The 20,934-nt window shown below is 48.8% G+C and carries 16 protein-coding genes; 11 read left to right on the top strand and 5 right to left on the bottom strand.

Going from position 1 to position 20,934, the window contains the following annotated elements; all coding sequences use genetic code 11:
- The first annotated feature begins 1,610 nt into the window (after window positions 1-1,610).
- The 3 genes from CS562_RS33675 (at window position 1,611) to CS562_RS03580 (ending at window position 7,697) form a co-directional block, all read left to right on the top strand.
- Complete coding sequence (locus CS562_RS33675) at window positions 1,611-5,240, top strand: collagen-like protein (RefSeq protein ID WP_306553612.1); 3,630 nt, start codon at window positions 1,611-1,613, stop codon at window positions 5,238-5,240.
- A 412-nt stretch (window positions 5,241-5,652) separates the two neighbouring features.
- Window positions 5,653-7,080, top strand: coding sequence for an FAD/NAD(P)-binding protein (locus CS562_RS03585; protein WP_076292094.1), 1,428 nt, complete (start codon window positions 5,653-5,655; stop codon window positions 7,078-7,080).
- A 167-nt stretch (window positions 7,081-7,247) separates the two neighbouring features.
- The gene (locus tag CS562_RS03580) at window positions 7,248-7,697 is read left to right on the top strand and encodes a hypothetical protein (RefSeq protein ID WP_099853612.1); all 450 of its coding nucleotides are present in this window, start codon (window positions 7,248-7,250) and stop codon (window positions 7,695-7,697) included.
- Window positions 7,698-7,813: 116 nt separating this feature from the next.
- Here the strand turns inward: CS562_RS03580 and CS562_RS03575 are convergent, their stop codons facing one another.
- On the bottom strand, window positions 7,814-8,497 hold the full coding sequence (locus CS562_RS03575; protein WP_076292092.1) for a G1 family glutamic endopeptidase: 684 nt from the start codon (window positions 8,495-8,497) through the stop codon (window positions 7,814-7,816).
- Between the two features lie 262 nt (window positions 8,498-8,759).
- Between CS562_RS03575 and CS562_RS03570 the strand changes: the two genes are divergently transcribed.
- The 4 genes from CS562_RS03570 to CS562_RS03555 all read left to right on the top strand — a co-directional run bounded on the left by CS562_RS03570 (window position 8,760) and on the right by CS562_RS03555 (window position 13,505).
- Entirely contained in the window at window positions 8,760-9,506 is a 747-nt protein-coding gene (locus CS562_RS03570; RefSeq protein WP_076292091.1) for a DeoR/GlpR family DNA-binding transcription regulator, read from the top strand.
- Window positions 9,507-9,508: 2 nt separating this feature from the next.
- A complete protein-coding gene (gene pfkB / locus CS562_RS03565; protein WP_076292090.1) occupies window positions 9,509-10,420 on the top strand; it encodes a 1-phosphofructokinase in 912 nt (303 codons plus the stop codon).
- A 135-nt stretch (window positions 10,421-10,555) separates the two neighbouring features.
- A complete protein-coding gene (locus CS562_RS03560) occupies window positions 10,556-12,550 on the top strand; it encodes a PTS fructose transporter subunit IIABC (RefSeq protein WP_099853609.1) in 1,995 nt (664 codons plus the stop codon).
- 169 nt (window positions 12,551-12,719) lie between these two features.
- Window positions 12,720-13,505 carry a class I SAM-dependent methyltransferase gene (locus CS562_RS03555; protein WP_099853607.1) on the top strand — a complete coding sequence of 262 codons (786 nt, stop codon included), beginning with the start codon at window positions 12,720-12,722 and terminating at the stop codon, window positions 13,503-13,505.
- Between the two features lie 125 nt (window positions 13,506-13,630).
- Here CS562_RS03555 and CS562_RS03550 read toward each other — a convergent pair whose 3' ends face one another.
- From CS562_RS03550 to CS562_RS03540, 3 genes are all read right to left on the bottom strand, one after another.
- Window positions 13,631-14,770 (bottom strand): zinc-dependent alcohol dehydrogenase, encoded by a 1,140-nt coding sequence (locus CS562_RS03550; protein ID WP_099853605.1) that lies wholly within the window; start codon window positions 14,768-14,770, stop codon window positions 13,631-13,633.
- A gap of 76 nt (window positions 14,771-14,846) precedes the next feature.
- Window positions 14,847-16,010: an oxalate decarboxylase family bicupin gene (locus tag CS562_RS03545; RefSeq protein ID WP_076292086.1), complete on the bottom strand. Its 1,164-nt coding sequence runs from the start codon at window positions 16,008-16,010 to the stop codon at window positions 14,847-14,849.
- 118 nt (window positions 16,011-16,128) lie between these two features.
- On the bottom strand, window positions 16,129-17,013 hold the full coding sequence (locus tag CS562_RS03540; RefSeq protein WP_099853604.1) for an SDR family NAD(P)-dependent oxidoreductase: 885 nt from the start codon (window positions 17,011-17,013) through the stop codon (window positions 16,129-16,131).
- Window positions 17,014-17,204: 191 nt separating this feature from the next.
- Between CS562_RS03540 and CS562_RS03535 the strand changes: the two genes are divergently transcribed.
- Entirely contained in the window at window positions 17,205-17,642 is a 438-nt protein-coding gene (locus CS562_RS03535) for a MerR family transcriptional regulator (RefSeq protein WP_076292084.1), read from the top strand.
- A 61-nt stretch (window positions 17,643-17,703) separates the two neighbouring features.
- Here CS562_RS03535 and CS562_RS03530 read toward each other — a convergent pair whose 3' ends face one another.
- A complete protein-coding gene (locus CS562_RS03530; protein ID WP_099853602.1) occupies window positions 17,704-18,636 on the bottom strand; it encodes an AraC family transcriptional regulator in 933 nt (310 codons plus the stop codon).
- Window positions 18,637-18,801: 165 nt separating this feature from the next.
- Between CS562_RS03530 and CS562_RS03525 the strand changes: the two genes are divergently transcribed.
- The 3 genes from CS562_RS03525 to CS562_RS03515 all read left to right on the top strand — a co-directional run bounded on the left by CS562_RS03525 (window position 18,802) and on the right by CS562_RS03515 (window position 20,886).
- A complete protein-coding gene (locus CS562_RS03525; RefSeq protein WP_076292083.1) occupies window positions 18,802-19,077 on the top strand; it encodes an Atu4866 domain-containing protein in 276 nt (91 codons plus the stop codon).
- 26 nt (window positions 19,078-19,103) lie between these two features.
- Entirely contained in the window at window positions 19,104-19,841 is a 738-nt protein-coding gene (locus tag CS562_RS03520) for an SDR family oxidoreductase (RefSeq protein WP_099853600.1), read from the top strand.
- A gap of 142 nt (window positions 19,842-19,983) precedes the next feature.
- Complete coding sequence (locus CS562_RS03515; RefSeq protein WP_076292081.1) at window positions 19,984-20,886, top strand: LysR family transcriptional regulator; 903 nt, start codon at window positions 19,984-19,986, stop codon at window positions 20,884-20,886.
- The last annotated feature ends 48 nt before the right edge of the window (window positions 20,887-20,934 follow it).

Raw genomic sequence — 20,934 nt, 5'->3', positions numbered from 1 at the left:
GGTACCGCAGGTGTGACTGGGGCAACTGGAGCTATCGGAAGCGCAGGAGCTACGGGAGCCACCGGCGCGACGGGTCTTACTGGGATAACCGGTACGACCGGAGCAACTGGAACAGGAACGACTGGGGCCACTGGTACAACAGGATCTACGGGTATAACTGGTGTGACCGGCGATCCTGGAGTGACCGGAATTACAGGCGTTACAGGTTCGACTGGAGCAACTGGAGCCGTTGGAGCAATGGGCACAACAGGTGTTACAGGTAATACAGGTGTGACTGGGGCTACTGGAGTAACGGGGCTTGATGGGGTAACTGGTGCAACCGGGGCAACGGGAACGACAGGTGCGACTGGCTTAGCTGGGATAACCGGTACGACAGGATCAACGGGAACAACAGGAACCAGCGGCGCGACAGGATCTACTGGGGTAACAGGTGTGACAGGTGCCACCGGAATAGGAACAACTGGAGCCACCGGCGTGACGGGATCAACGGGTGTAACCGGAGGAACGGGGCTTGATGGGGTAACTGGTGCAACCGGCGCAACGGGAGCGACAGGTACGACGGGCTTAGCTGGGGTCACCGGTACGACAGGATCAACGGGAACGGGAATAACCGGAGCCACCGGCGCGACGGGTTTAACTGGTATAACTGGTGTGACAGGTGCAACAGGTGTGATTGGAGCAACTGGAATAGGAGTCACCGGGGCTACTGGAACTACAGGAGCCATAGGTACGACAGGATCTACTGGGGTAACAGGTGAGACAGGCGCAACCGGGACGGGAACGACTGGGGCCACCGGAGCCACAGGATCTACGGGTATAACAGGTGCGACAGGCGCCATCGGAACAGGAACAACTGGAGCTACAGGAGCAACGGGTCTTACAGGAGTAACTGGTGAGACAGGTGCAACCGGAAACGGAGCAACTGGGGCCACCGGCGCAACGGGTTTAACAGGTGAAACTGGTGTGACAGGTGCAGCGGGGCTTACTGGTGAAACAGGTGTGACTGGAGCAACCGGAATTGGAGTCATGGGAGCTACCGGAGCCACAGGTACGACAGGGTCTACTGGGGTAACTGGTCCAACAGGCGAAACCGGAACGGGAACAACAGGAACTACTGGTGCAACGGGTTCAACTGGGGCCACCGGCGCAACAGGATTTACAGGTGCAACAGGTGTGACAGGCGCTACCGGAGCCACAGGTACGACAGGGTTTACTGGTGAAACTGGTGCAACCGGCGCGACGGGTTCAACAGGTGTAACTGGTGCGACAGGTTCCACCGGAACAGGAACAACTGGGGCCACCGGCGCAACAGGATTTACAGGTGCAACAGGTGTGACAGGCGCTACCGGAGCCACAGGTACGACAGGGTTTACTGGTGAAACTGGTGCAACCGGCGCGACGGGTTCAACAGGTGTAACTGGTGCGACAGGTTCCACCGGAACAGGAACAACTGGGGCCACCGGCGCAACAGGATTTACAGGTGCAACAGGTGTGACAGGCGCTACCGGAGCCACAGGTACGACAGGGTTTACTGGTGAAACTGGTGCAACCGGCGCGACGGGTTCAACAGGTGTAACTGGTGCGACAGGTTCCACCGGANTGAAACTGGTGTGACAGGTGCAGCGGGGCTTACTGGTGAAACAGGTGTGACTGGAGCAACCGGAATTGGAGTCATGGGAGCTACCGGAGCCACAGGTACGACAGGGTCTACTGGGGTAACTGGTCCAACAGGCGAAACCGGAACGGGAACAACAGGAACTACTGGTGCAACGGGTTCAACTGGGGCCACCGGCGCAACAGGATTTACAGGTGCAACAGGTGTGACAGGCGCTACCGGAGCCACAGGTACGACAGGGTCTAGTGGTGAAACTGGTGCGACAGGCGCAACCGGAACCGGAGCAACAGGGTTTACTGGTGAAACTGGTCTTACAGGTGCAACAGGTGTGACAGGTGCAACCGGGACAGGAACAACTGGGGCCACCGGCGCAACAGGATTTACAGGTGCAACAGGTGAGACAGGTGCCACCGGAACAGGAACAACAGGAGCTACCGGAGCAACGGGTCTTACTGGGGTAACTGGTGCAACAGGCGCCACCGGAACCGGAGCTACGGGAGTCACAGGTGCGACGGGTTCAACTGGTGTAACCGGAGTGACAGGAGCCACGGGAACAACAGGAGCTACTGGTGCAACGGGGTTTACTGGAGTAACAGGAGCGACGGGTTCAACGGGTGAAACAGGTGCGACAGGCATCACCGGAACGGGAACAACAGGAGCTACCGGAGCAACGGGTCTTACTGGAGTAACTGGTGAGACAGGCGCCACCGGAACCGGAGCTACGGGAGTCACAGGTGCGACGGGTTCAACTGGTGTAACCGGAGTGACAGGAGCAACGGGAACAGGAACGACAGGCTCTACTGGTGCAACTGGTCCGACAGGTGCAACAGGAACGGGAACAACTGGTGCAACGGGTTTAACAGGTGTAACTGGTGAAACAGGTGTGACTGGAGCAACCGGAATTGGAGTCACCGGAGCAACGGGTCTTACTGGGGTAACAGGTGAGACAGGTGCCACCGGAACGGGAACAACTGGTGCAACGGGAGCAACGGGGCTTACTGGAGTAACTGGTGAAACAGGTGCAACGGGAACCGGAACGACAGGAGCCACAGGCGCGACGGGACTTACTGGTGCGACAGGCGTAACCGGAGTAACTGGTACAACAGGAGCCATCGGACCCACAGGATCTACGGGTATAACCGGTGAGACAGGTGCCACTGGAACCGGAACAACTGGAGCTACAGGTGCGACGGGTTTAACAGGTGTAACAGGTGAGACAGGTGCCACCGGAACAGGAACAACGGGAGCTACCGGCGCCACAGGCGCGACGGGTTCAACTGGAGTAACAGGTGCGACAGGCGAAACCGGAACGGGAACAACTGGAGCCACTGGTGCAACGGGGCTTACTGGAGTAACAGGTGAGATAGGTGCCACCGGAACGGGAACAACGGGAGCTACAGGTGCAACGGGACTTACTGGTGAAACAGGTGTGACTGGAGCAACAGGAATTGGAGTCACCGGAGCTACCGGAGCAACGGGTCTTACTGGGGTAACAGGTGAGACAGGTGCCACCGGAACGGGAGCTACAGGGGCCACGGGAGCAACGGGGCTTACTGGAGTAACTGGTGAAACAGGTGCAACGGGAACCGGAACGACAGGAGCCACAGGCGCGACGGGACTTACTGGTGCGACAGGCGTAACCGGAGTAACTGGTACAACAGGAGCCATCGGACCCACAGGATCTACGGGTATAACCGGTGAGACAGGTGCCACTGGAACCGGAACAACTGGAGCTACAGGTGCGACGGGTTTAACAGGTGTAACAGGTGAGACAGGTGCCACCGGAACAGGAACAACGGGAGCTACCGGCGCCACAGGCGCGACGGGTTCAACTGGAGTAACAGGTGCGACAGGCGAAACCGGAACGGGAACAACTGGAGCCACTGGTGCAACGGGGCTTACTGGAGTAACAGGTGAGATAGGTGCCACCGGAACGGGAACAACGGGAGCTACAGGTGCAACGGGACTTACTGGTGAAACAGGTGTGACTGGAGCAACAGGAATTGGAGTCACCGGAGCTACCGGAGCAACGGGTCTTACTGGGGTAACAGGTGAGACAGGTGCCACCGGAACGGGAGCTACAGGGGCCACGGGAGCAACGGGGCTTACTGGAGTAACTGGTGAAACAGGTACAACCGGAACCGGAACGACAGGAGCCACAGGCGCGACGGGACTTACTGGTGCGACAGGTGCAACCGGTACAACTGGCGCCACAGGATTTACAGGTGTGACTGGTGCAACCGGAATAGGAATCACCGGCGCCACCGGCGCGACGGGTTCAACTGGGGTAACAGGTGCGACAGGTGCAACGGGAACAGGAACAACAGGATCCACAGGTGGAACGGGTCTTACTGGAGTAACTGGTGCAACCGGCGCAACAGGATTTACAGGTGCAACAGGTGTGACAGGTGCCACCGGAACAGGAACAACGGGAGCTACTGGTGCAACGGGGTTTACTGGAGTAACAGGTGCGACAGGTGAAACCGGAACGGGAACAACAGGAGCTACCGGAGCAACGGGTCTTACTGGAGCCACCGGCGCAACGGGTTTAACAGGTGTAACAGGCGCCACGGGAACAGGAATAACAGGAGCTGCTGGAGCAACAGGTCTTACTGGAGTGACAGGTGCAACAGGGCTTACTGGGGTAACTGGTGCGACAGGAGCCACCGGAACCGGAGCTACGGGAGCCACAGGTGCAGCGGGTCTTACTGGAGCTACCGGAGCAACGGGAACAGGAGCTACAGGCGCGACGGGTTTAACAGGTATAACTGGTGTGACAGGGGCAACCGGAACCGGAGCTACGGGAGCCACAGGTGCAGCGGGTCTTACTGGAGCTACCGGAGCAACGGGAACAGGAACGACAGGAGCTACAGGCGCGACGGGTTTAACAGGTATAACTGGTGTGACAGGGGCAACAGGAACCGGAGCAACGGGAGCTACAGGTGCAACGGGGCCTACTGGTGTAACTGGTGTGACAGGGGTCACAGGAACCGGAACGACTGGGGCTACTGGTGCAACGGGTGTAACGAGTGCAACTGGTGCGACAGGAGCAACGGGAACGGGAACAACAGGCGCAACTGGGGCTACCGGGGCGACTGGAGTTACTGGATCCACAGGGGCTACGGGTGCATCAGGGCCCAATCTAGCTGCACAAGGATTTTCTGCATTTTTGGCTAATCTATCAACAACAACCAGTGCACAGTTAACCAACTGGAGCACAGCAAGTCCCTACTATGGTAATGCAAATTTTAATGCAACTACAGGCAATTACACGGCGCCCAATACTGGGACCTACTCGATTGTGGCAACAATCAATTTTTCTACAACTGCCGCAATTGCCATCTCATTGGGTGCTGGGGTCAATCCAGCGTTTCTGGTGCAAAGAACATCCCCCACTACGACTACATTGGTCAATGGACTATTGCCGATCCTGAATATCAGCGTAACGCTACTTACGTTGCGGGCAGTGCTTGGTAGTGGAGCCGTAACGCTAGCAGCACAGGTTACGCTGAACGCAGGCGATGTGATCGGGTTGTTTTACGCAGCGAATGGATTAACGATTACTCTGAACTTGGGGATTGGAGCAACGAACGGTATTGTATGGTCAGTACACGAATTGACATGAGGTGTTGATTTTCAGCACCCCACCTATTTGAAAATAAGACAAAACGAAAACAGATCTGGGTTGGATCGACCGTTAATATCCAACCTGATCTGTCTTTTTTACATACAGGACGAAGTCGTTAAAATTTGGTTTCGTTATAGTTAACAAGCATGTTAGATATTTTTAGATCTGATGACAAGAAATCTGTCGTGATATTCAAAAAAATGACTCCAACTCATATAATAACGCTAATCCTTATGAAAATGATGTAAGGGATTGAGACGGAATCACCGTCTTTATCCATATGGTAAATGAATTAGGCTACTTTGAACTTATAGAATATCCATCAACAAAACAAATTATTACACCAACATAACATTAAACGAGCGGTTCGTAGCAGCATACGAGTGGACGTTGAAAGGGTTGATGAATGATGAGCCTTGAAACATTAAACCAACGAGTACAAGATGATCTGGCTTATCTCGCATATGGAGGTGCGGATTGGATTCGCCCTCGCGAACATGACGAAGGCCATATCTATGATGTCGTTATTGTAGGTGGTGGGCAGAGCGGTTTGGGGGCTGCTTTTGGATTCCTACGTGAGCGGATATCCAACATTCTGGTCATTGATGAAAATGCCGCAGGGTTGGAGGGACCTTGGGAAACTTACGCGCGTATGGTCACGTTACGTACACCAAAACATCTGACTTCCATTGATCTCGGTATTCCTTCGCTGACGTTTCGAGCATGGTGGGAAGCGCAAGCGGGTCCTTCGGGATGGGATGAGGTTGATAAAATTCCGCGCAGCGAATGGATGAACTATCTGCGTTGGTACAGGGATGTGCTTAAACTACCTGTCGTGAATGAAGTGAAGCTGAGACTGATTGAACCTGCAGATGGAGGCTTACACCGGCTACACATTACGGGTGCAGGGGCTCCAAGTAATATGTTGCTGGCACGAAAGGTTGTCTTGGCTACGGGCATCCAGGGTGGTGGAGAATGGCATGTACCGCCGATGATCGCTGAGAAAGTACCTAGACATCTGTACGCTCACACGTCCGAGCTAATTGATTATGAACGGTTAAAAGGAAAAAGGATTGCCATACTTGGTGGCGGGGCGTCTGCCTTTGATAATGCCAACTTTGCACTTGCCACAGGCGTGGCTGAGGCTCACGTATTTGTGCGGCGGGAACAATTGCCAAGCGTTAACCCGATACGTCAGATGGAACAATCCGGTATGATCGAACGTTTTCACGTATTGTCGGACGAGGATAAGTATGCGACCATTTCCCATTTTTTTAAATACAATCAGCCACCAACCAATGATACCTTCAACCGGGCCGCTGCATGGCCAGGCTTCCAATTACATCTTCATGCGCCTTGGCTGGATGTACAGATGAAGGATGGGAAAGCGGTAGTGACTACGCCACAGGGCCAGCACTCCTTTGATTTTCTGGTCATCAGCACGGGTATGGTGAGTGATCCGTCACTGCGCCCCGAGCTCAGAATGGTGGAGGCACACATTGCACGCTGGGCAGACCGTTTTCAAGCTCCGATGGAACAAAGGAATGCATTACTTGACGCACATCCCTACCTTAGTCCCGGGTTTGCAATGACCAGCAGAGATGAGGAGGGACAGGTTAAACTGCGTGGGTTGTTTGTCTTTAACTACTCTGCACTTGCAAGTTGCGGCCTCTCTGCCTCGGCAATATCGGGGACAAAGAATGCTGTGCCGAAGTTGGTTTCAGCTGTAGCCGATCAGCTTTTCCTGGATGACCGTGAGCAGATCTTGGAGCAATTTTTGAAGTATAACGAACAGGAATTTACTGCGAGTTGGGTGAAGAGTGAAGTTGGAATCTGAGTATTCAAAATGACCGTACAGCGGAGTAAGATGCTGTACGGTTTTCCTTTTTCTAAAGTTACATTTACGGGTGCTTATATAATGCTGTAAAATATCGAATTATACAGCGTTAAGGCAGGCGATAGATTATTGTGAGAATCATGGATTATGAGGGGTTCAGAACTCATTTGAAGAAAGCGTCACGCAAACGAAATGAACCCTTGATCAAAATTGTGGCTTTTCAGGAAAAGTATATGAAGATTGATGAGATCCAATATTATGATGTAGAGCAGAACTATATGAGTGTTCAGGCGTGTAATACGCTGTGGATGAACTTGAAAGATAAATCGTTCCGCAATCTGGTGTCCCATGATCTGAAGTATTTCCAAACCATGGACAACCTCGGGCGTCATTCATTGGAAAATCTAATTAAAGAACTGTACGACATGGCTGTTCCAATTCTGCTGGATTATGATCCAAGTGATTTTTATAGTTTGCAGCAGTTGTCCGAAATTCTGGTGCTGGATGAGATGAAGCTAATAGAGAAATTGGAGATGGGGCGTTTCAAGGGAGCATTTATTAATGAAGAAGGAAATTGGGTAAAACCCAAACCAGACAGGGCTGAGCTATTCTTATAATTGAAAAAAGAGACTCGTGTCAATTCCACAATGACCGAATATCCATTCTGCAATGGTACGCCGAATACGGCTCATTGCAGTTTTTTTTCATTAACGAATCTGTCAACGAAGAAGTCTTAGCCGTTTCGTTTTACGACGAAAGAGTCTCCGCGTGGTCCCGGTGCTCCTGGAATGGAAACAACCTGTTTTTGCTGAATCATGATACCTTTCTCTTTGGCAACGAAGCCGGGGGAGCAACCATTCAGGCGACAACATTTGAAGGTGACAGGCGTAATTTTTGCCATCTTGGAGATGGAACTTCCCACTGATGGGGCTTCTACAATCCACTCCGCGGATGATTGTTGGCCTGTATATTGCTGAACGGTGCGGAAAGTCCAACTTTGAGTCAGGTTATGGAGTGTGATACACCAGCGGGTACGATTGATTTTATAAATGGCAGCTCTGATCCGATCTCCTGGTGATACAGGAAAAGGGATGACCGTTTCAACGTCCGGAAGAATTTCCCACCAGGCATAATAACTAGCTTGGCCGTTAACCCAGTCATGGCCTGTTCCAGTCTGAATGAGATTGGAATTCTCGTATCCATCAATACCGATCCAGGCTGAGGAGTATGAGGACTTGGATGATGGTAGAACAAAGGGCACGTTCCATTCAGCCGAGATACGTCTGAATTTAGCTTTGTCACTCGCTCGGGCATAACCGCTCCAGTTGGAGGAAATCCACCCGAAGCGTAGTGAAGAATTTATTTTACCTGTATGAGGAATACAAGGTCTTCGGTGTTTATTTCTACTATTCGTCATACGGCCACCTCCCATGTGGAAATAGAGACGAAATCATTCGTTCGATATTATCAAATGCATGGAAGAAGAAAGAGGATATGGACATTCTGAAAAAGAAATAAGATTTGAACGATTTTGAACGATATTTAGGGTTGAATGCGATGTTTGATGTCTATTAAATGTCGAATGTTGATGGTTTTTGGATGTTTTTAAATTAATTTGAATGAAAATGATTGTTTTTTACGGATTTTATGTTACTATAAAAGCAGTTGGAGGAATGAAAATGCTAACTGAAGAACGATATGCTGCAATTATAGAGCGCTTACACGAAAGAGGAATTGTGAAACTGCAAGAGCTTGTCGATGTGCTTGGTGCTTCTGAATCAACGATACGGCGCGATTTGATTGATCTGGAGAGCCGTCAGATGCTGAAACGCATACATGGTGGTGCTGCTCTAGTGAATGAAAAGACGCCAGAACCAGGTATGGAAGAAAAAACGTTCAAAAACATTCAACAGAAAACGGCGATTGCTCGTTTAGCTGCGCAGGAGATCAACAATGGTGAATGTATCTATCTGGATGCAGGGACGACAACATTAGCCATGATTCCCTATATTGAAGCCAAGGACGTTACGGTAGTGACGAACGGGCTTTCTCATGTAGAAGCGCTGGTAAGTAAACGAATACGCAGCTATCTGCTTGGCGGAATGATGAAAATTCACACCAAAGCCGTGATTGGCAGTATCGCATTACAGAACATGGACAACTTCCGTTTTGATAAATGTTTTATTGGAACCAACGGAGTGGACGCCGAAATGGGGTATACAACTCCTGATCCGGAGGAAGCCTTGATTAAAAGGCGTGCACATCAATTGTCCGGTAAATCTTACGTGCTGGCTGATTCCAGCAAAATTGGAGAAATTACTTTTGCCAAACTGTTTGACCTTGAGGAGGCAGACTTGATCACAGAACGTATGCCGGAACACTGGCGCTCTGTAATCGCCGAGAAAACTAAAATAATTGAGGGATAGCCATGATATATACCGTAACACTTAACCCTTCCATTGATTACATCGTGGAAGTGCATGATCTGAAGCTTGGTGATTTGAATCGCATGAATCGGGACCTGAAACTTCCTGGAGGCAAAGGTATTAACGTATCGCGAGTGCTTAATCAACTGGGAGCCGAAAACACTGCACTCGGATTTCTGGGAGGGTTCACGGGCCGCTTCATTAATGACAAATTACAGGAAGATAAGATCCTGACGGATTTCGTTACCATCGCAGATGATACGCGGATTAACATCAAGCTGAAGCATGGAGACGAGACAGAGATTAACGGATTGGGACCAGCCATTCGACCAGAGGAAGTAGAAGAGTTGCTTAACAAGCTATCCGCACTGCAAAAAGGAGATATCGTCATTCTTTCGGGAAGTGTACCACCTTCGCTGGGAGCCGATTTCTACGATCGTCTGATCAACGTGTGCAAACAAACAAGTGCCGATTTTGTAATCGATACGACAGGCCCCGCTTTATTGGATGCTTTAGTACATGAACCGCTGCTGGTGAAGCCGAACCATCACGAACTGGCTGAACTTTTCGGGGTGACGATTGACTCTCAAGAGGAACTGGTGACGTATGGTCGCAAGCTTTTGGAAGCAGGTGCCAAACATGTGTTGATCTCCATGGCAGGAGAAGGAGCGCTGTTGATTACCAAAACAGATGTCTACCATGCGAGTGTGCCAAAAGGAGTCGTGAAGAACTCGGTCGGTGCTGGAGATTCCATGATCGGTGGATTCGTAGGGACATTTGGACTAAACGAAGACCTGCTTGAAGCGTTCCGAACAGGGGTTGCTTCGGGGAGTGCGACGGCTTTCTCGGATGATCTGGCAACTCGGGAACTCATTGAACAGCTGCGTACTCAAGTCACGATAACCCAAATATAGTCCGTACAAAATGAATGGAATGCATGCCCCTTTTAGAAGAGGGGATTCAATGGATAGCATATAACAGCGCAAGAAGTACAATTATAAGTCGGTCTGCATCACAGAGGCCGACTGAATTTAAGGGAGTGTACCAAAATGAGAATAACAGACCTGATGATCCAGGAAACGATGATCATGGACCTGCAAGCCACAACGAAAGAAGAGGCTATCGATGAACTCATTGCAAGCTTAAACCGTAGCGGACGTATTAATGATCCAATTCTGTTTAAGGAAATGATTTATAAACGTGAAGCGGAATCCAGCACAGGGATCGGTGGCGGTATTGCCATGCCTCATGCCAAGACAACAGCAGTTAATGAACCAACAGTTGTATTCGCCAAGAGTCGAAAAGGTCTTGATTTTGAAGCACTTGATGATGAACCGGCCCATATTTTCTTCATGATTGCAGCTCCAGAAGGGGCGGCCAATACACATCTTCGTACACTTGCGGCTCTTTCCAGGCTGTTGATTGATAGCGATTTCATCTCGCAGCTGATGAGCACGGACACTCCTGAAGAAGTGACTGCATTATTCGATGCCAAACAGGCGGAGGAAGCGGAGAAAAAAGCTGCCAAAGAAAAAGCTGAAGCGGAAAAAACAGCAAAAGCTGCAAATGGAACAAACGCTGTATCTGGCTCGGACAATGCGAATGGACAGAAGCAAAATACATCAGGCCTTATTGTTGGTGATGCGGCATCTGAAGATTTTGTCGTTGCAGTAACAGCATGCCCAACAGGTATTGCTCACACGTTCATGGCTGAAGACGCTCTCAAAAAGAAAGCACAGGAAATGGGCGTTAATATCCGCGTGGAAACCAACGGTTCCGAAGGAGCACAGAACGTACTGACAGCTGATGAAATCGCGCGTGCCAAAGGGGTTATCGTTGCGGCGGATAAAAATGTGGAAATGGCGCGCTTTGATGGCAAACCGGTATTGCAAAGACCTGTAAGTGATGGCATTCGCAAATCCGAAGAACTTATTCGTAAGGCAGTTAATGGGGACGCTCCGATCTACCGAAGCCAGGGCGGTAACGGTGGCAAGAGTGAAGGAGAAAACCAAGGCAAAGTGAGCATGGGCAGCAAGATTTATAAAGATTTGATGAACGGGATCTCGCATATGCTTCCATTTGTCGTGGGTGGCGGGATTTTGCTCGCTATATCCTTCTTGTTTGAACAAATTGCAAGTCCAGAAAATCCTATTGTGCAACTGCTGCAAACCATTGGTGGCGGGACTGGTGCATTCCACTTCCTGATTCCTGTTCTAGCCGGATTTATTGCGATGAGTATTGGTGATCGTCCGGCCCTGATGCCTGGTATGGTCGGTGGATTGATGGCCGTGAATTCAAACGCCGGTTTCCTTGGTGGTCTGGCTGCCGGTTTCCTGGCAGGTTACGTTGTAATTGGTCTGCGCAAGCTGTTTAAAGGACTGCCTAAAGCAATTGATGGTTTGAAACCGATCCTGCTGTATCCTGTGTTCGGATTGCTTATCGTTGGTGCAATCAGTTTCTATGTCTTTGATCCAATCTTCGGTTCCCTTAACACATGGCTTGTAGATGCGCTTGGCAATCTGGGTACTGGAAATGCTGTATTGCTTGGCTTGCTGCTTGGTGGCATGATGTCCATCGATATGGGTGGACCGTTTAACAAAGCGGCTTATACGTTTGCTATCGGTGTATTCACATCGAGCGGCAATACGGATGGTGCTTGGATGGCAGCTGTTATGGCAGGCGGTATGGTACCGCCGCTGGCGATTGCACTCGCTACAACGTTCTTCAAATCGAAATTTACGGAACAAGAACGTAAATCAGGTTTGACGAATTATGTGCTCGGATTTTCCTTCATCACAGAAGGTGCCATTCCATTTGCTGCGGCTGACCCGCTGCGTGTCCTGACATCCTGTATTCTCGGTTCTGCTGTTGCAGGTGGACTGACTCAACTGTGGAGCATTAACGTACCTGCTCCGCATGGAGGGATTTTCGTTGCGGCACTGGCGAATCACGCATTACTCTTCCTGCTCGCTGTAGCAATCGGTGCAGTAATCTCCGGTCTGATTCTCGGACTATGGAAAAAATCGCCGACCGTTGTGAAATAAGTCAAAGAGTAAAGTTTCCTTAAAAGTTAAAAATAAGATGGCATCTTCTCAGTGAAATTCACTGGGGAGATGCTTTTTTATTTCGCTCCAGGTCATTCTATGATAAGATATATATTATCAAAATAATGAAACTTAGTTTCATCTAATGAAACTTGAAGGAGGAGAGAGTATGTCTAATGATCAGGTTAAAGGACAGGTGCGCAAACAATTTGCTAAAAATGCAGAGAAATATGTGACTAGTGCCGGTCATGCTAAGGGGGATGATCTGGCATTGCTTGTGGCTTCATCTCAAGCGAGCTCGGATATGAAGGTGCTGGATATTGCCACTGGAGGAGGACATGTTGCCAATGCGTTAGCTCCGCTTGTGGAGCAGGTTATCGCATTGGATCTAACAGATGAGATGTTACAAGTGGCTGAACGCTTTATCCGGGGAAACGGGCACCAGAATGTGGATTTTGTTGCAGGAGATGCTGAACATATCCCTTTCGAGGATGATTTCTTTGACCTTGTGACCTGTCGCATTGCTGCACACCATTTTCCAGACGTGCAATCCTTTGTATCAGAGGCGCTTCGGGTAATGAAACCTGGTGGCAGACTGTTATTAATTGATAATGTGGCACCTGAACGTGATGAGAGCGACCAATTTTACAATGAAATCGAGAAGTGGCGTGATGGAAGTCATGTTCGGGCATGGCGTAAGACGGAATGGATTCGGATGTTGGAGCTTGCCGGATTTCGAATGGAAACGATGGTTTCCTTTGAGAAACACTTTACATTTGAAGACTGGTGCATCAGGGCTGGACTTCCGGAGACGCAGAGTAAAGAGCTTGAAGCAAGCATGCTGAGCGCGCCATCTGTAATTAAGAAGTATTTCAATTTTGAAGTGACGCAGTCTGGCAGACTCGTTAGCTTCAAAGGAGAGAGTGTTTACATTCAGGCGGTAAAAGCGAAATAAGGTTTATTCGCATTATCATATTGATCCTTTGTAGGAGCAATAGTTAAAGTGAGCAAAAGCAAAATCAAAAAAGGCAGAGGTCCCGTGTAAGGGACTTCTGCTTTTTTAATCGTTACACAATCAAATCAAGGCTTCAGTATAACTTTGGTACATTCGTCTTCGTGTTCGTAGAAAATCCGGTAAGCTTCCTTCGCATTTTCCAGCGCAATGCGGTGGGAGATGATCTCGGTAGGGTCGAATTCGCCAGCCGTGATTTTGCGGAAAAGCTCCGGCATATAGTGAATGACAGGAGCTTGTCCCATTCTAAGGTTAATGTTTCGTTCAAACAGATTGCCTAGGGGGAACATGTTATAAGACGAGCCGTAAACCCCCGTCAGTTGCATCGTCCCGAATTTGCGTACAGCCTTGATGCCGATTTCAATCGCACTCAATGAACCGCCATGAATTTTCAGCTTCTGTCCGATTTCCTCCAAAGTGGATTTCTTGCCATCCATGCCTACACAGTCGATGACAACATCCGCTCCGCCTCGGGTTATTTCGCGAATATGTTCACCCATATCATCGTAATCTTCGAAATTAAATACTTCGGAATCATTCATTCGTTTGGCTTTTTCCAGTCGATATGGAAGACGATCCACTGCAATTACTCGCTTGGCACCTTTCATCCAAGCGAATTTTTGTGCCATAAGACCAATCGGCCCGCTGCCCAGTACAGTTACAGTGTCTCCTGGCTTCACCCCAGCATTCTCAACACTCCAGTACGCAGTAGGAAGCACATCGGACAGGAATAACAGAGCTTCATCCTCCAGTTCACATGATTCGGGAATGACAAACGGCATGAAATTTCCATAAGGAACATGCAAAAATTCAGCCTGACCGCCAGGATAATTTCCGTACCGTTCCGTGAAGCCAAAATAACCACCGGTATGAACCTCCGGATTGCGGTTCGAGTTATCGCACTGGCTCTCCATGTCGTGATTGCAATAAAAACATTCGCCGCAGGAGATGTTAAATGGTAACACCACACGATCTCCTTTTTTTACTCGCGTTACCTCGGGCCCCACTTCCTCAACAATGCCCATAGGCTCATGACCGATGACATAATCCTTTTGGGCGGGCAGTGCTCCCTGATATATATGTAGATCTGATCCACATATGGCTGTAGAAGTAATACGGACGATGATGTCATCCTTTTGCTGTAATCTCGGGTCTTCAACCTCTTTTACTTGAATATCCTTGGTTCCTTGAAAAGTAACGGCTTTCATCTTTATATTCCACCTCCGTATTGGGATTATTTAACTTTTAACCGATTTGCCTCTATTTGATAGAGGTGTAGCTCCACTAAACAACGGGCCATTTTTCTTTACGCAATGCATGAAGTAGTTCAGGGGAAGCGTTCAGGTTGTCACGTACAAGCTCTTCCGGGGTTAATGCCATCCATTGATTTAGGGAGATATCCTCAAACCGATCACTTCTAAACATCTCCAAAAACCATAACGTGTCTGTGCCCGTATTCTGAATATAATGCCCCATAGCTACAGGTACGTATCCAACATCTCCAGCCCGATAGTCAAATGTGCGTGCAATGCCATTCCCTCCAAAAACCGTCATCCTTCCTTGCCCAGTCAAATAGTATTGCCATTCATCCGCATTAGGATGCCAATGAAGCTCGCGCATACCTCCAGGCTTTATTTCCACGAGTGCTGCGGCAACGGTTGTGGAGATCGGAAAGTTGGTGGAGTCTACAATGCGCACACTGCCTCCTGGTGTAATGATCGGTTTTTGGGCTAACAGCCGATGTTTGAAGGAGAGTGGAACTGTGCCATAGGGGGACTGAACTTCCTGGCTAGCGAGGGAACCAGGGACCTGATCCTGAAAAATGTAAACCTGTTCTTTTGGCATGGATTGGAATGCAGATTCGGGTACGCCAAAATTGACGGATAACACCTCTGGTGGCGTATGTGCAAACCAATCAGAGATGGATAATGTATTCAGATCGGAAAAGGACCCATCATCAAAAACAAGCAAAAACTCACACCCATCAGCTAAGCCCTGAATGGAATGCGGCAGACCTTTTGGAAAAAACCACAGATCTCCCGGCCCCACATCTGCAATAAAATTACGTCCTTGCTGATCCACGGACGTAATTCGTGCCGTCCCCCAGATCATATACGCCCATTCCGATTGTTGATGCCAGTGCAGCTCTCTTACACCTCCAGGTGTAAGACTCATATTTACACCGGCCAGTGTCGTAGCGATGGGCAGGTCCCGTACTGTAATTTCGCGGGACCAACCGCCATGGTTCAACTGCATATGTGTATCGGAAAAAGACATTCTCAGGTTGGGTAATAAGCCGTTGTCGGTTTCCGGAGGCACCAGCATATCCGGATTTTGTAAATCTCTCATCACATCCCGAGGTCCCAGATCGGGTCCTCCGGCACCGTCTTTTCGTATTGGCTGCGGTATAATTAATGGCTTGCCATTGTTGTTGTTTTCATTTTTCATATGCAGATTCCTCCAGTTCATACTTCATCCCATGACAGATGTCGGTATAGAGAAGTTATGAACCAGAGCCTGTCAATTATGAGGGACGGGGAATTATATCCAAAGTACAGAAGAAAGCTCAGACACTTTTTTTGCTTACTGGATCAGTCTTGGAGTCAAGCTGCAAAAATTCATGCTCATAAATTTCATGCACTCTGTTCAAAATGGCTGGGCCTTGCTCCGTAAACCGGAGATTAGTGGGTTTGTTTTTCATCAGAAACGTACCGGATGTAAGACTGGTTTGCGCAATGGCAGCCTTATACAGCAGAGAAGCTCCGTGACTTGGATGTGGGAAGAACAGCTTCATGATTGGTTTGATATAAAAGGGTAGTCCGGATGTTTTGTTACCTCTGAGTGTATTGTTGCCTCCAGGGTCCACGCTGAGTAACCGAATCCCTTTAGCCGCAGGGGAAGCAGCAGCTTCGCGTGTCCATAAAGACAGTGCGAGCTTCGAAGTCGCATAAGGACCGAACAGCTTTTTGAACTCGGCTGGATGTTCCAGGATGTCCAGGTTAAACTGTTTGACCATATTAAACGCACTGGTGGATGTATTAATAACGGTTTTCAAGGTGCTTTTGTGAAGGAGATCCTGTAGTTCCATGTAAATGATGTACGGCACCACGGTCTGTAATTCAAAGTGCATTTCATGTCCCTGATCCGACAAACGGAGATCATTACCGCTACCTCCGGCATTATTAAACAATACATCCATGGAATCCGTTTCGGATTTAATCTGGTTGAATGCTTTTCTCAGACTATCGTACTGCGTAAGGTTAGCTTGAACCCAACGGAGCTGGCCAGAGCGCAATCCGTCCTGAATATCACTGTCTTCCTTCGGAAAAGCGGAACGATTGAGGCCGATAACCTGCCAGCCTTCGGCTAACAAACTGCGGGTCAGTTCAAGACCGATTCCCGAAGTTGATCCTGTAATTAAGGCTGTATGACGTGTATGGTTTGAATTCATATAAATACCTCCTGAGTGAATGGGATGACAGAGCCAATCTGTCTAATGCGCTCATTCTATAATTTGGAGTCGACTCCAAGTCAAGCGTACTGTTGGTTTATATTGTAGTATCGATGAACTCAAAACAACCTTGACTTGGAGCTAACTCCAAGTTGTAAGATAGAGTTCAATGAAAGCGGAGGAGGTCGACGATGATGAGTGATACTGAAGTGTTCTCCATTAAAGAGACGTCAGAACAGGCCGGATTATCGGAAGATACCATTCGTTATTATGAGAAGATTGGACTTCTTCCCCGGGCTGAACGCAAGGCCAATCGTCATCGGGTATACCGTTCGGAGGATATCCAGACGATGAAGCTTATTACTTGTTTGAAAAAAACAGGCATGTCTCTGGAGGAGATGAAGCCTTATTTACAGATGTCGATGGATTCGGACCTGGAAGATTTCCCGGATGAGCGTGAAATGCTGCTGAACCATCGGAAGAAAATTGAATCACAGATTGCATCCTTGCAACAGATCGTCGATTTTATAGATGAGAAGATGGAGAAGCGAAGCATGTTTCCGGATGAGTGCCCCATTATCGGGGAGAATCAGATGTCTGTATTTGAAAAGAAGAACATCTTCTCCTGAAGGCTGCTAGCCAACAAAACCCAAAAACCACGTCATTATGACGTGGTTTTTTTGCTTATATTTAGCATTCGATATGGAGTGTATGGCGAAGGCGTTTGATATCACTTTTGGGAGGAAGACCATACATGCGAGCGTACTCCCGACTGAATTGGGAAGGACTCTCGTACCCAACCTGGAATGCAGCATCGGCTGCATCGGTTGAACCTGCAAGCAGCATTCGCCGTGCCTCCTGCAATCGAATCTGTTTTTGATATTGCAGTGGGCTCATGGCGGTAATGGCTTTGAAATGATAATGCAATGAGGATGTACTCATGTTGATCATGGAAGCCAATTGCTCGATTCGTAGCGGATGGGCGTAGTCTGATTGAATCAATTCAATGACTTGAGCGATATGCTGTGCGTGACTGTTCTGGACTGCAAATTGCCTGATGGAATGTCCATGTTCATCCTGAATCAGGCGATATAGAATTTCGCGGATCATAAGCGGTGCAAGTATAGGAATGTCTTCAGGTGTATCCAGTAACCTGACCAATCGGATTACAGCTTCCAGAAGCGGAGGTTTGGTTGAGCTTACAAACAACCCACGACGTGTTGAATTGTCGGGTTTGGTTTGTGTAGAAGGAGCTTCCTGAATAAGATCAAAAATCTGCCCTGAATCAAAATCAAGTCTCAGGCAGAGATAGGGATGTTCTGTCGTAGCCTGTACAACTTGCCCTGAAATAGGCAAATTTATGGAAGCAACCAAATACTGTGAAGAGTCATAGGTATAGCTCTCCTGTCCGAGAATAACCACTTTGGACCCTTGGGCCACAATACACAGGGCGGGTTCGTGCACGGCATGAATGGGCTCTGAAACCTGGGAAGCACGGATCAAAGCAAGCGAAGGAATTGCTGTTAGATGAACCCCGTCTTCGTGGGTGAAACGGCTGATCAGACGGGCCAATTCCTGCTGCTGCTGAACAATAGCTGTATCCTGATCCATTTTTGAAAGCATGGATTGCTGGCCCTCCTTTGCTCGTACTCGTTTAACTATTTTAGAATGTACTGGACGAATAGGCAAGAATACTGTGGGATTCTTCTATCGGATAGAGACTGATTCCTTACATAATGAAGGTAAGCAATTAAATCTGTTGGCAACATAAAGGAGTGTCGTGGAAATATGGCAGGCAGCACAACAGGAAATAAACAAGAAGTGAAGCACCCGTATGTTGGAATGTGGGTGACGAAGGACGGGTACATCAGACATGAACTTCTCCCTGACGGGCGCTATGATGAAGCGCGGGGAAATAGGCAAAGTGCGTATCAAGGTCGGTATGCAGTCGATGGAGACCATATTGAATATGTCGATGATACTGGCTTTACTGCGGATGGAGACTTTAAGGACGACGTGCTTTATCATGCGGGCATGGTGTTGTACAGAGAAAATGCACAATAAAATATCTAATAGGGAGAGAAATCAAAATGTCTAATGTAAAAGGGAAAGTTGTTGTGATCACAGGTGCAAGCAGCGGAATTGGGGAAGCAACGGCGCGTCTGTTAGCAGAGCAGGGTGCACATGTTGTCATGGGTGCAAGACGAGTGGATCGTCTGGAGACGCTGGCTTCCTCCATTCTCTCTGAAGGTGGTTCAGTAGAATATCATACCCTTGATGTTACACAGCTGGAAGAAATGCAAACGATCGTAGAGCTTGCGCTCAGTCGTTATGGACGTTTGGATGTGATCGTTAATAATGCCGGAGTCATGCCACTATCACCTCTTGAAGCACTAAAAGTAGACGAGTGGAATCGTATGATTGATGTTAACATTCGTGGTGTTCTACACGGCATTGCTGTTGGGCTGCCCGTTATGAAAGAACAGGGCTACGGCCAGTTTATTAATATCGCCTCCATCGGAGCCTACGCTGTGACACCAACAGCCGCGGTATATTGTGCAACCAAGTACGCGGTTCGTGCGATCTCGGAGGGTTTGCGCCAGGAGGTAGGCGCAGATATCCGTGTGACCCTCGTATCGCCAGGTGTAACTGAATCCGAACTTGCCGAATCGATCTCTGATGATGAAGCACGCGAGCTTATGAAAGATTATCGGCGGATATCCATTCCGGCCGAGGCTATTGCTCAGAGCATTCTGTACGCGATCAACCAGCCGGCTGAGGTAGATGTGAATGAAATCGTCGTGAGACCCACAGCAAGCATGGCTTAAACCTCGTTATAAGACTCCAAAGATGTCCACAACTCTATGAACGGGTTGGGGGCGTCTTTTTGTACCCTGAAAGAGATCTCGTTTAGGTTACAATATGGTATAGTATGTTCAAGTAACGCACCAGAGAGAGGGGAATAATGCATTGACGCTGCAACAGCTAAAATATGTGATTGAAGTCGCCACGCGTGGCTCGATGAATGAAGCCGCCAAACGGCTGTTTATTTCCCAGCCCAGCCTGTCGAATGCCATTCGGGATCTGGAGCAGGAGCTACGGATTACCATTTTTGAACGCACGAATAAAGGGATAACCTTGTCCAAAGAAGGCGTGGAATTTCTAAGTTATGCGCGCCAGGTGGTGGAGCAGGCGGAATTGCTGGAGAATCGTTATTTGAACGCGAAGCCGTCTCCGCAACATTTTTCTGTCTCCACACAGCACTACGCGTTTGCAGTAAATGCCTTCGTCAAGCTGGTGCAGCAGTATGGACAGGATGAATATGAACTGGCTCTGCGGGAGACGAAAACGTATGAGATTATCCAGGATGTAAAAAGCCTACGCAGCGAAATTGGCATACTATATCTGAATGAGTTCAATTCCAAGGTTATTAACAAGCTGCTTAAGGATGCGGGGCTGGTGTTTAACAGTCTGTTTATTGCCAAGCCGCATATTTTTATCAGTGTGCAAAATCCGCTGGCGAAGCAGGAATCGGTTGCGATTGAACAACTTCAGGATTATCCATACCTGTCCTTTGACCAGGGAGAATATAACTCCTTCCATTTTTCAGAGGAGATCCTAAGCACGCTTTCTCATCCTAAAAGCATACAGGTTAACGATCGAGCTACGCTGTTTAATCTGCTGATCGGTTTGAACGGATACACTATCTCGACAGGTGTGCTTAGTGCCGACCTGAATGGGAATGAGATCATCCCTGTCCCGCTGGAGTGTGAAGAAACCATTAATGTTGGCTGGATCAGCCATAAGAATGCTTCGCTTTCCAATCTGGGCGTGGAGTATGTCCAGGCTCTGCATGAGGCGATTCAATCCTAATTGGTCATGGAAAAACCGTTTCCGTTCAAGCGGAGTCGGTTTTTTTTT

Origin of the sequence: Paenibacillus sp. LK1, from assembly GCF_002750415.1 — a bacterium.
GTDB lineage: Bacteria > Bacillota > Bacilli > Paenibacillales > Paenibacillaceae > Paenibacillus > Paenibacillus taichungensis.
This window is presented reverse-complemented; position numbering and strand designations above follow the sequence as displayed.

Excerpts from the sequence above, each read along its gene's own strand:
- CS562_RS03545 (WP_076292086.1), bottom strand. The coding sequence starts at position 16,010 with ATGAAAAATGAAAACAACAACAATGGCAAGCCATTAATTATACCGCAG.
- CS562_RS03520 (WP_099853600.1), top strand. The coding sequence starts at position 19,104 with ATGTCTAATGTAAAAGGGAAAGTTGTTGTGATCACAGGTGCAAGCAGC.
- CS562_RS03530 (WP_099853602.1), bottom strand. The coding sequence starts at position 18,636 with ATGCTTTCAAAAATGGATCAGGATACAGCTATTGTTCAGCAGCAGCAG.
- CS562_RS03535 (WP_076292084.1), top strand. The coding sequence starts at position 17,205 with ATGATGAGTGATACTGAAGTGTTCTCCATTAAAGAGACGTCAGAACAG.
- CS562_RS03540 (WP_099853604.1), bottom strand. The coding sequence starts at position 17,013 with ATGAATTCAAACCATACACGTCATACAGCCTTAATTACAGGATCAACT.
- pfkB (WP_076292090.1), top strand. The coding sequence starts at position 9,509 with ATGATATATACCGTAACACTTAACCCTTCCATTGATTACATCGTGGAA.
- CS562_RS03570 (WP_076292091.1), top strand. The coding sequence starts at position 8,760 with ATGCTAACTGAAGAACGATATGCTGCAATTATAGAGCGCTTACACGAA.
- CS562_RS03525 (WP_076292083.1), top strand. The coding sequence starts at position 18,802 with ATGGCAGGCAGCACAACAGGAAATAAACAAGAAGTGAAGCACCCGTAT.
- CS562_RS03550 (WP_099853605.1), bottom strand. The coding sequence starts at position 14,770 with ATGAAAGCCGTTACTTTTCAAGGAACCAAGGATATTCAAGTAAAAGAG.
- CS562_RS03555 (WP_099853607.1), top strand. The coding sequence starts at position 12,720 with ATGTCTAATGATCAGGTTAAAGGACAGGTGCGCAAACAATTTGCTAAA.
- CS562_RS03560 (WP_099853609.1), top strand. The coding sequence starts at position 10,556 with ATGAGAATAACAGACCTGATGATCCAGGAAACGATGATCATGGACCTG.
- CS562_RS03575 (WP_076292092.1), bottom strand. The coding sequence starts at position 8,497 with ATGACGAATAGTAGAAATAAACACCGAAGACCTTGTATTCCTCATACA.
- CS562_RS03585 (WP_076292094.1), top strand. The coding sequence starts at position 5,653 with ATGAGCCTTGAAACATTAAACCAACGAGTACAAGATGATCTGGCTTAT.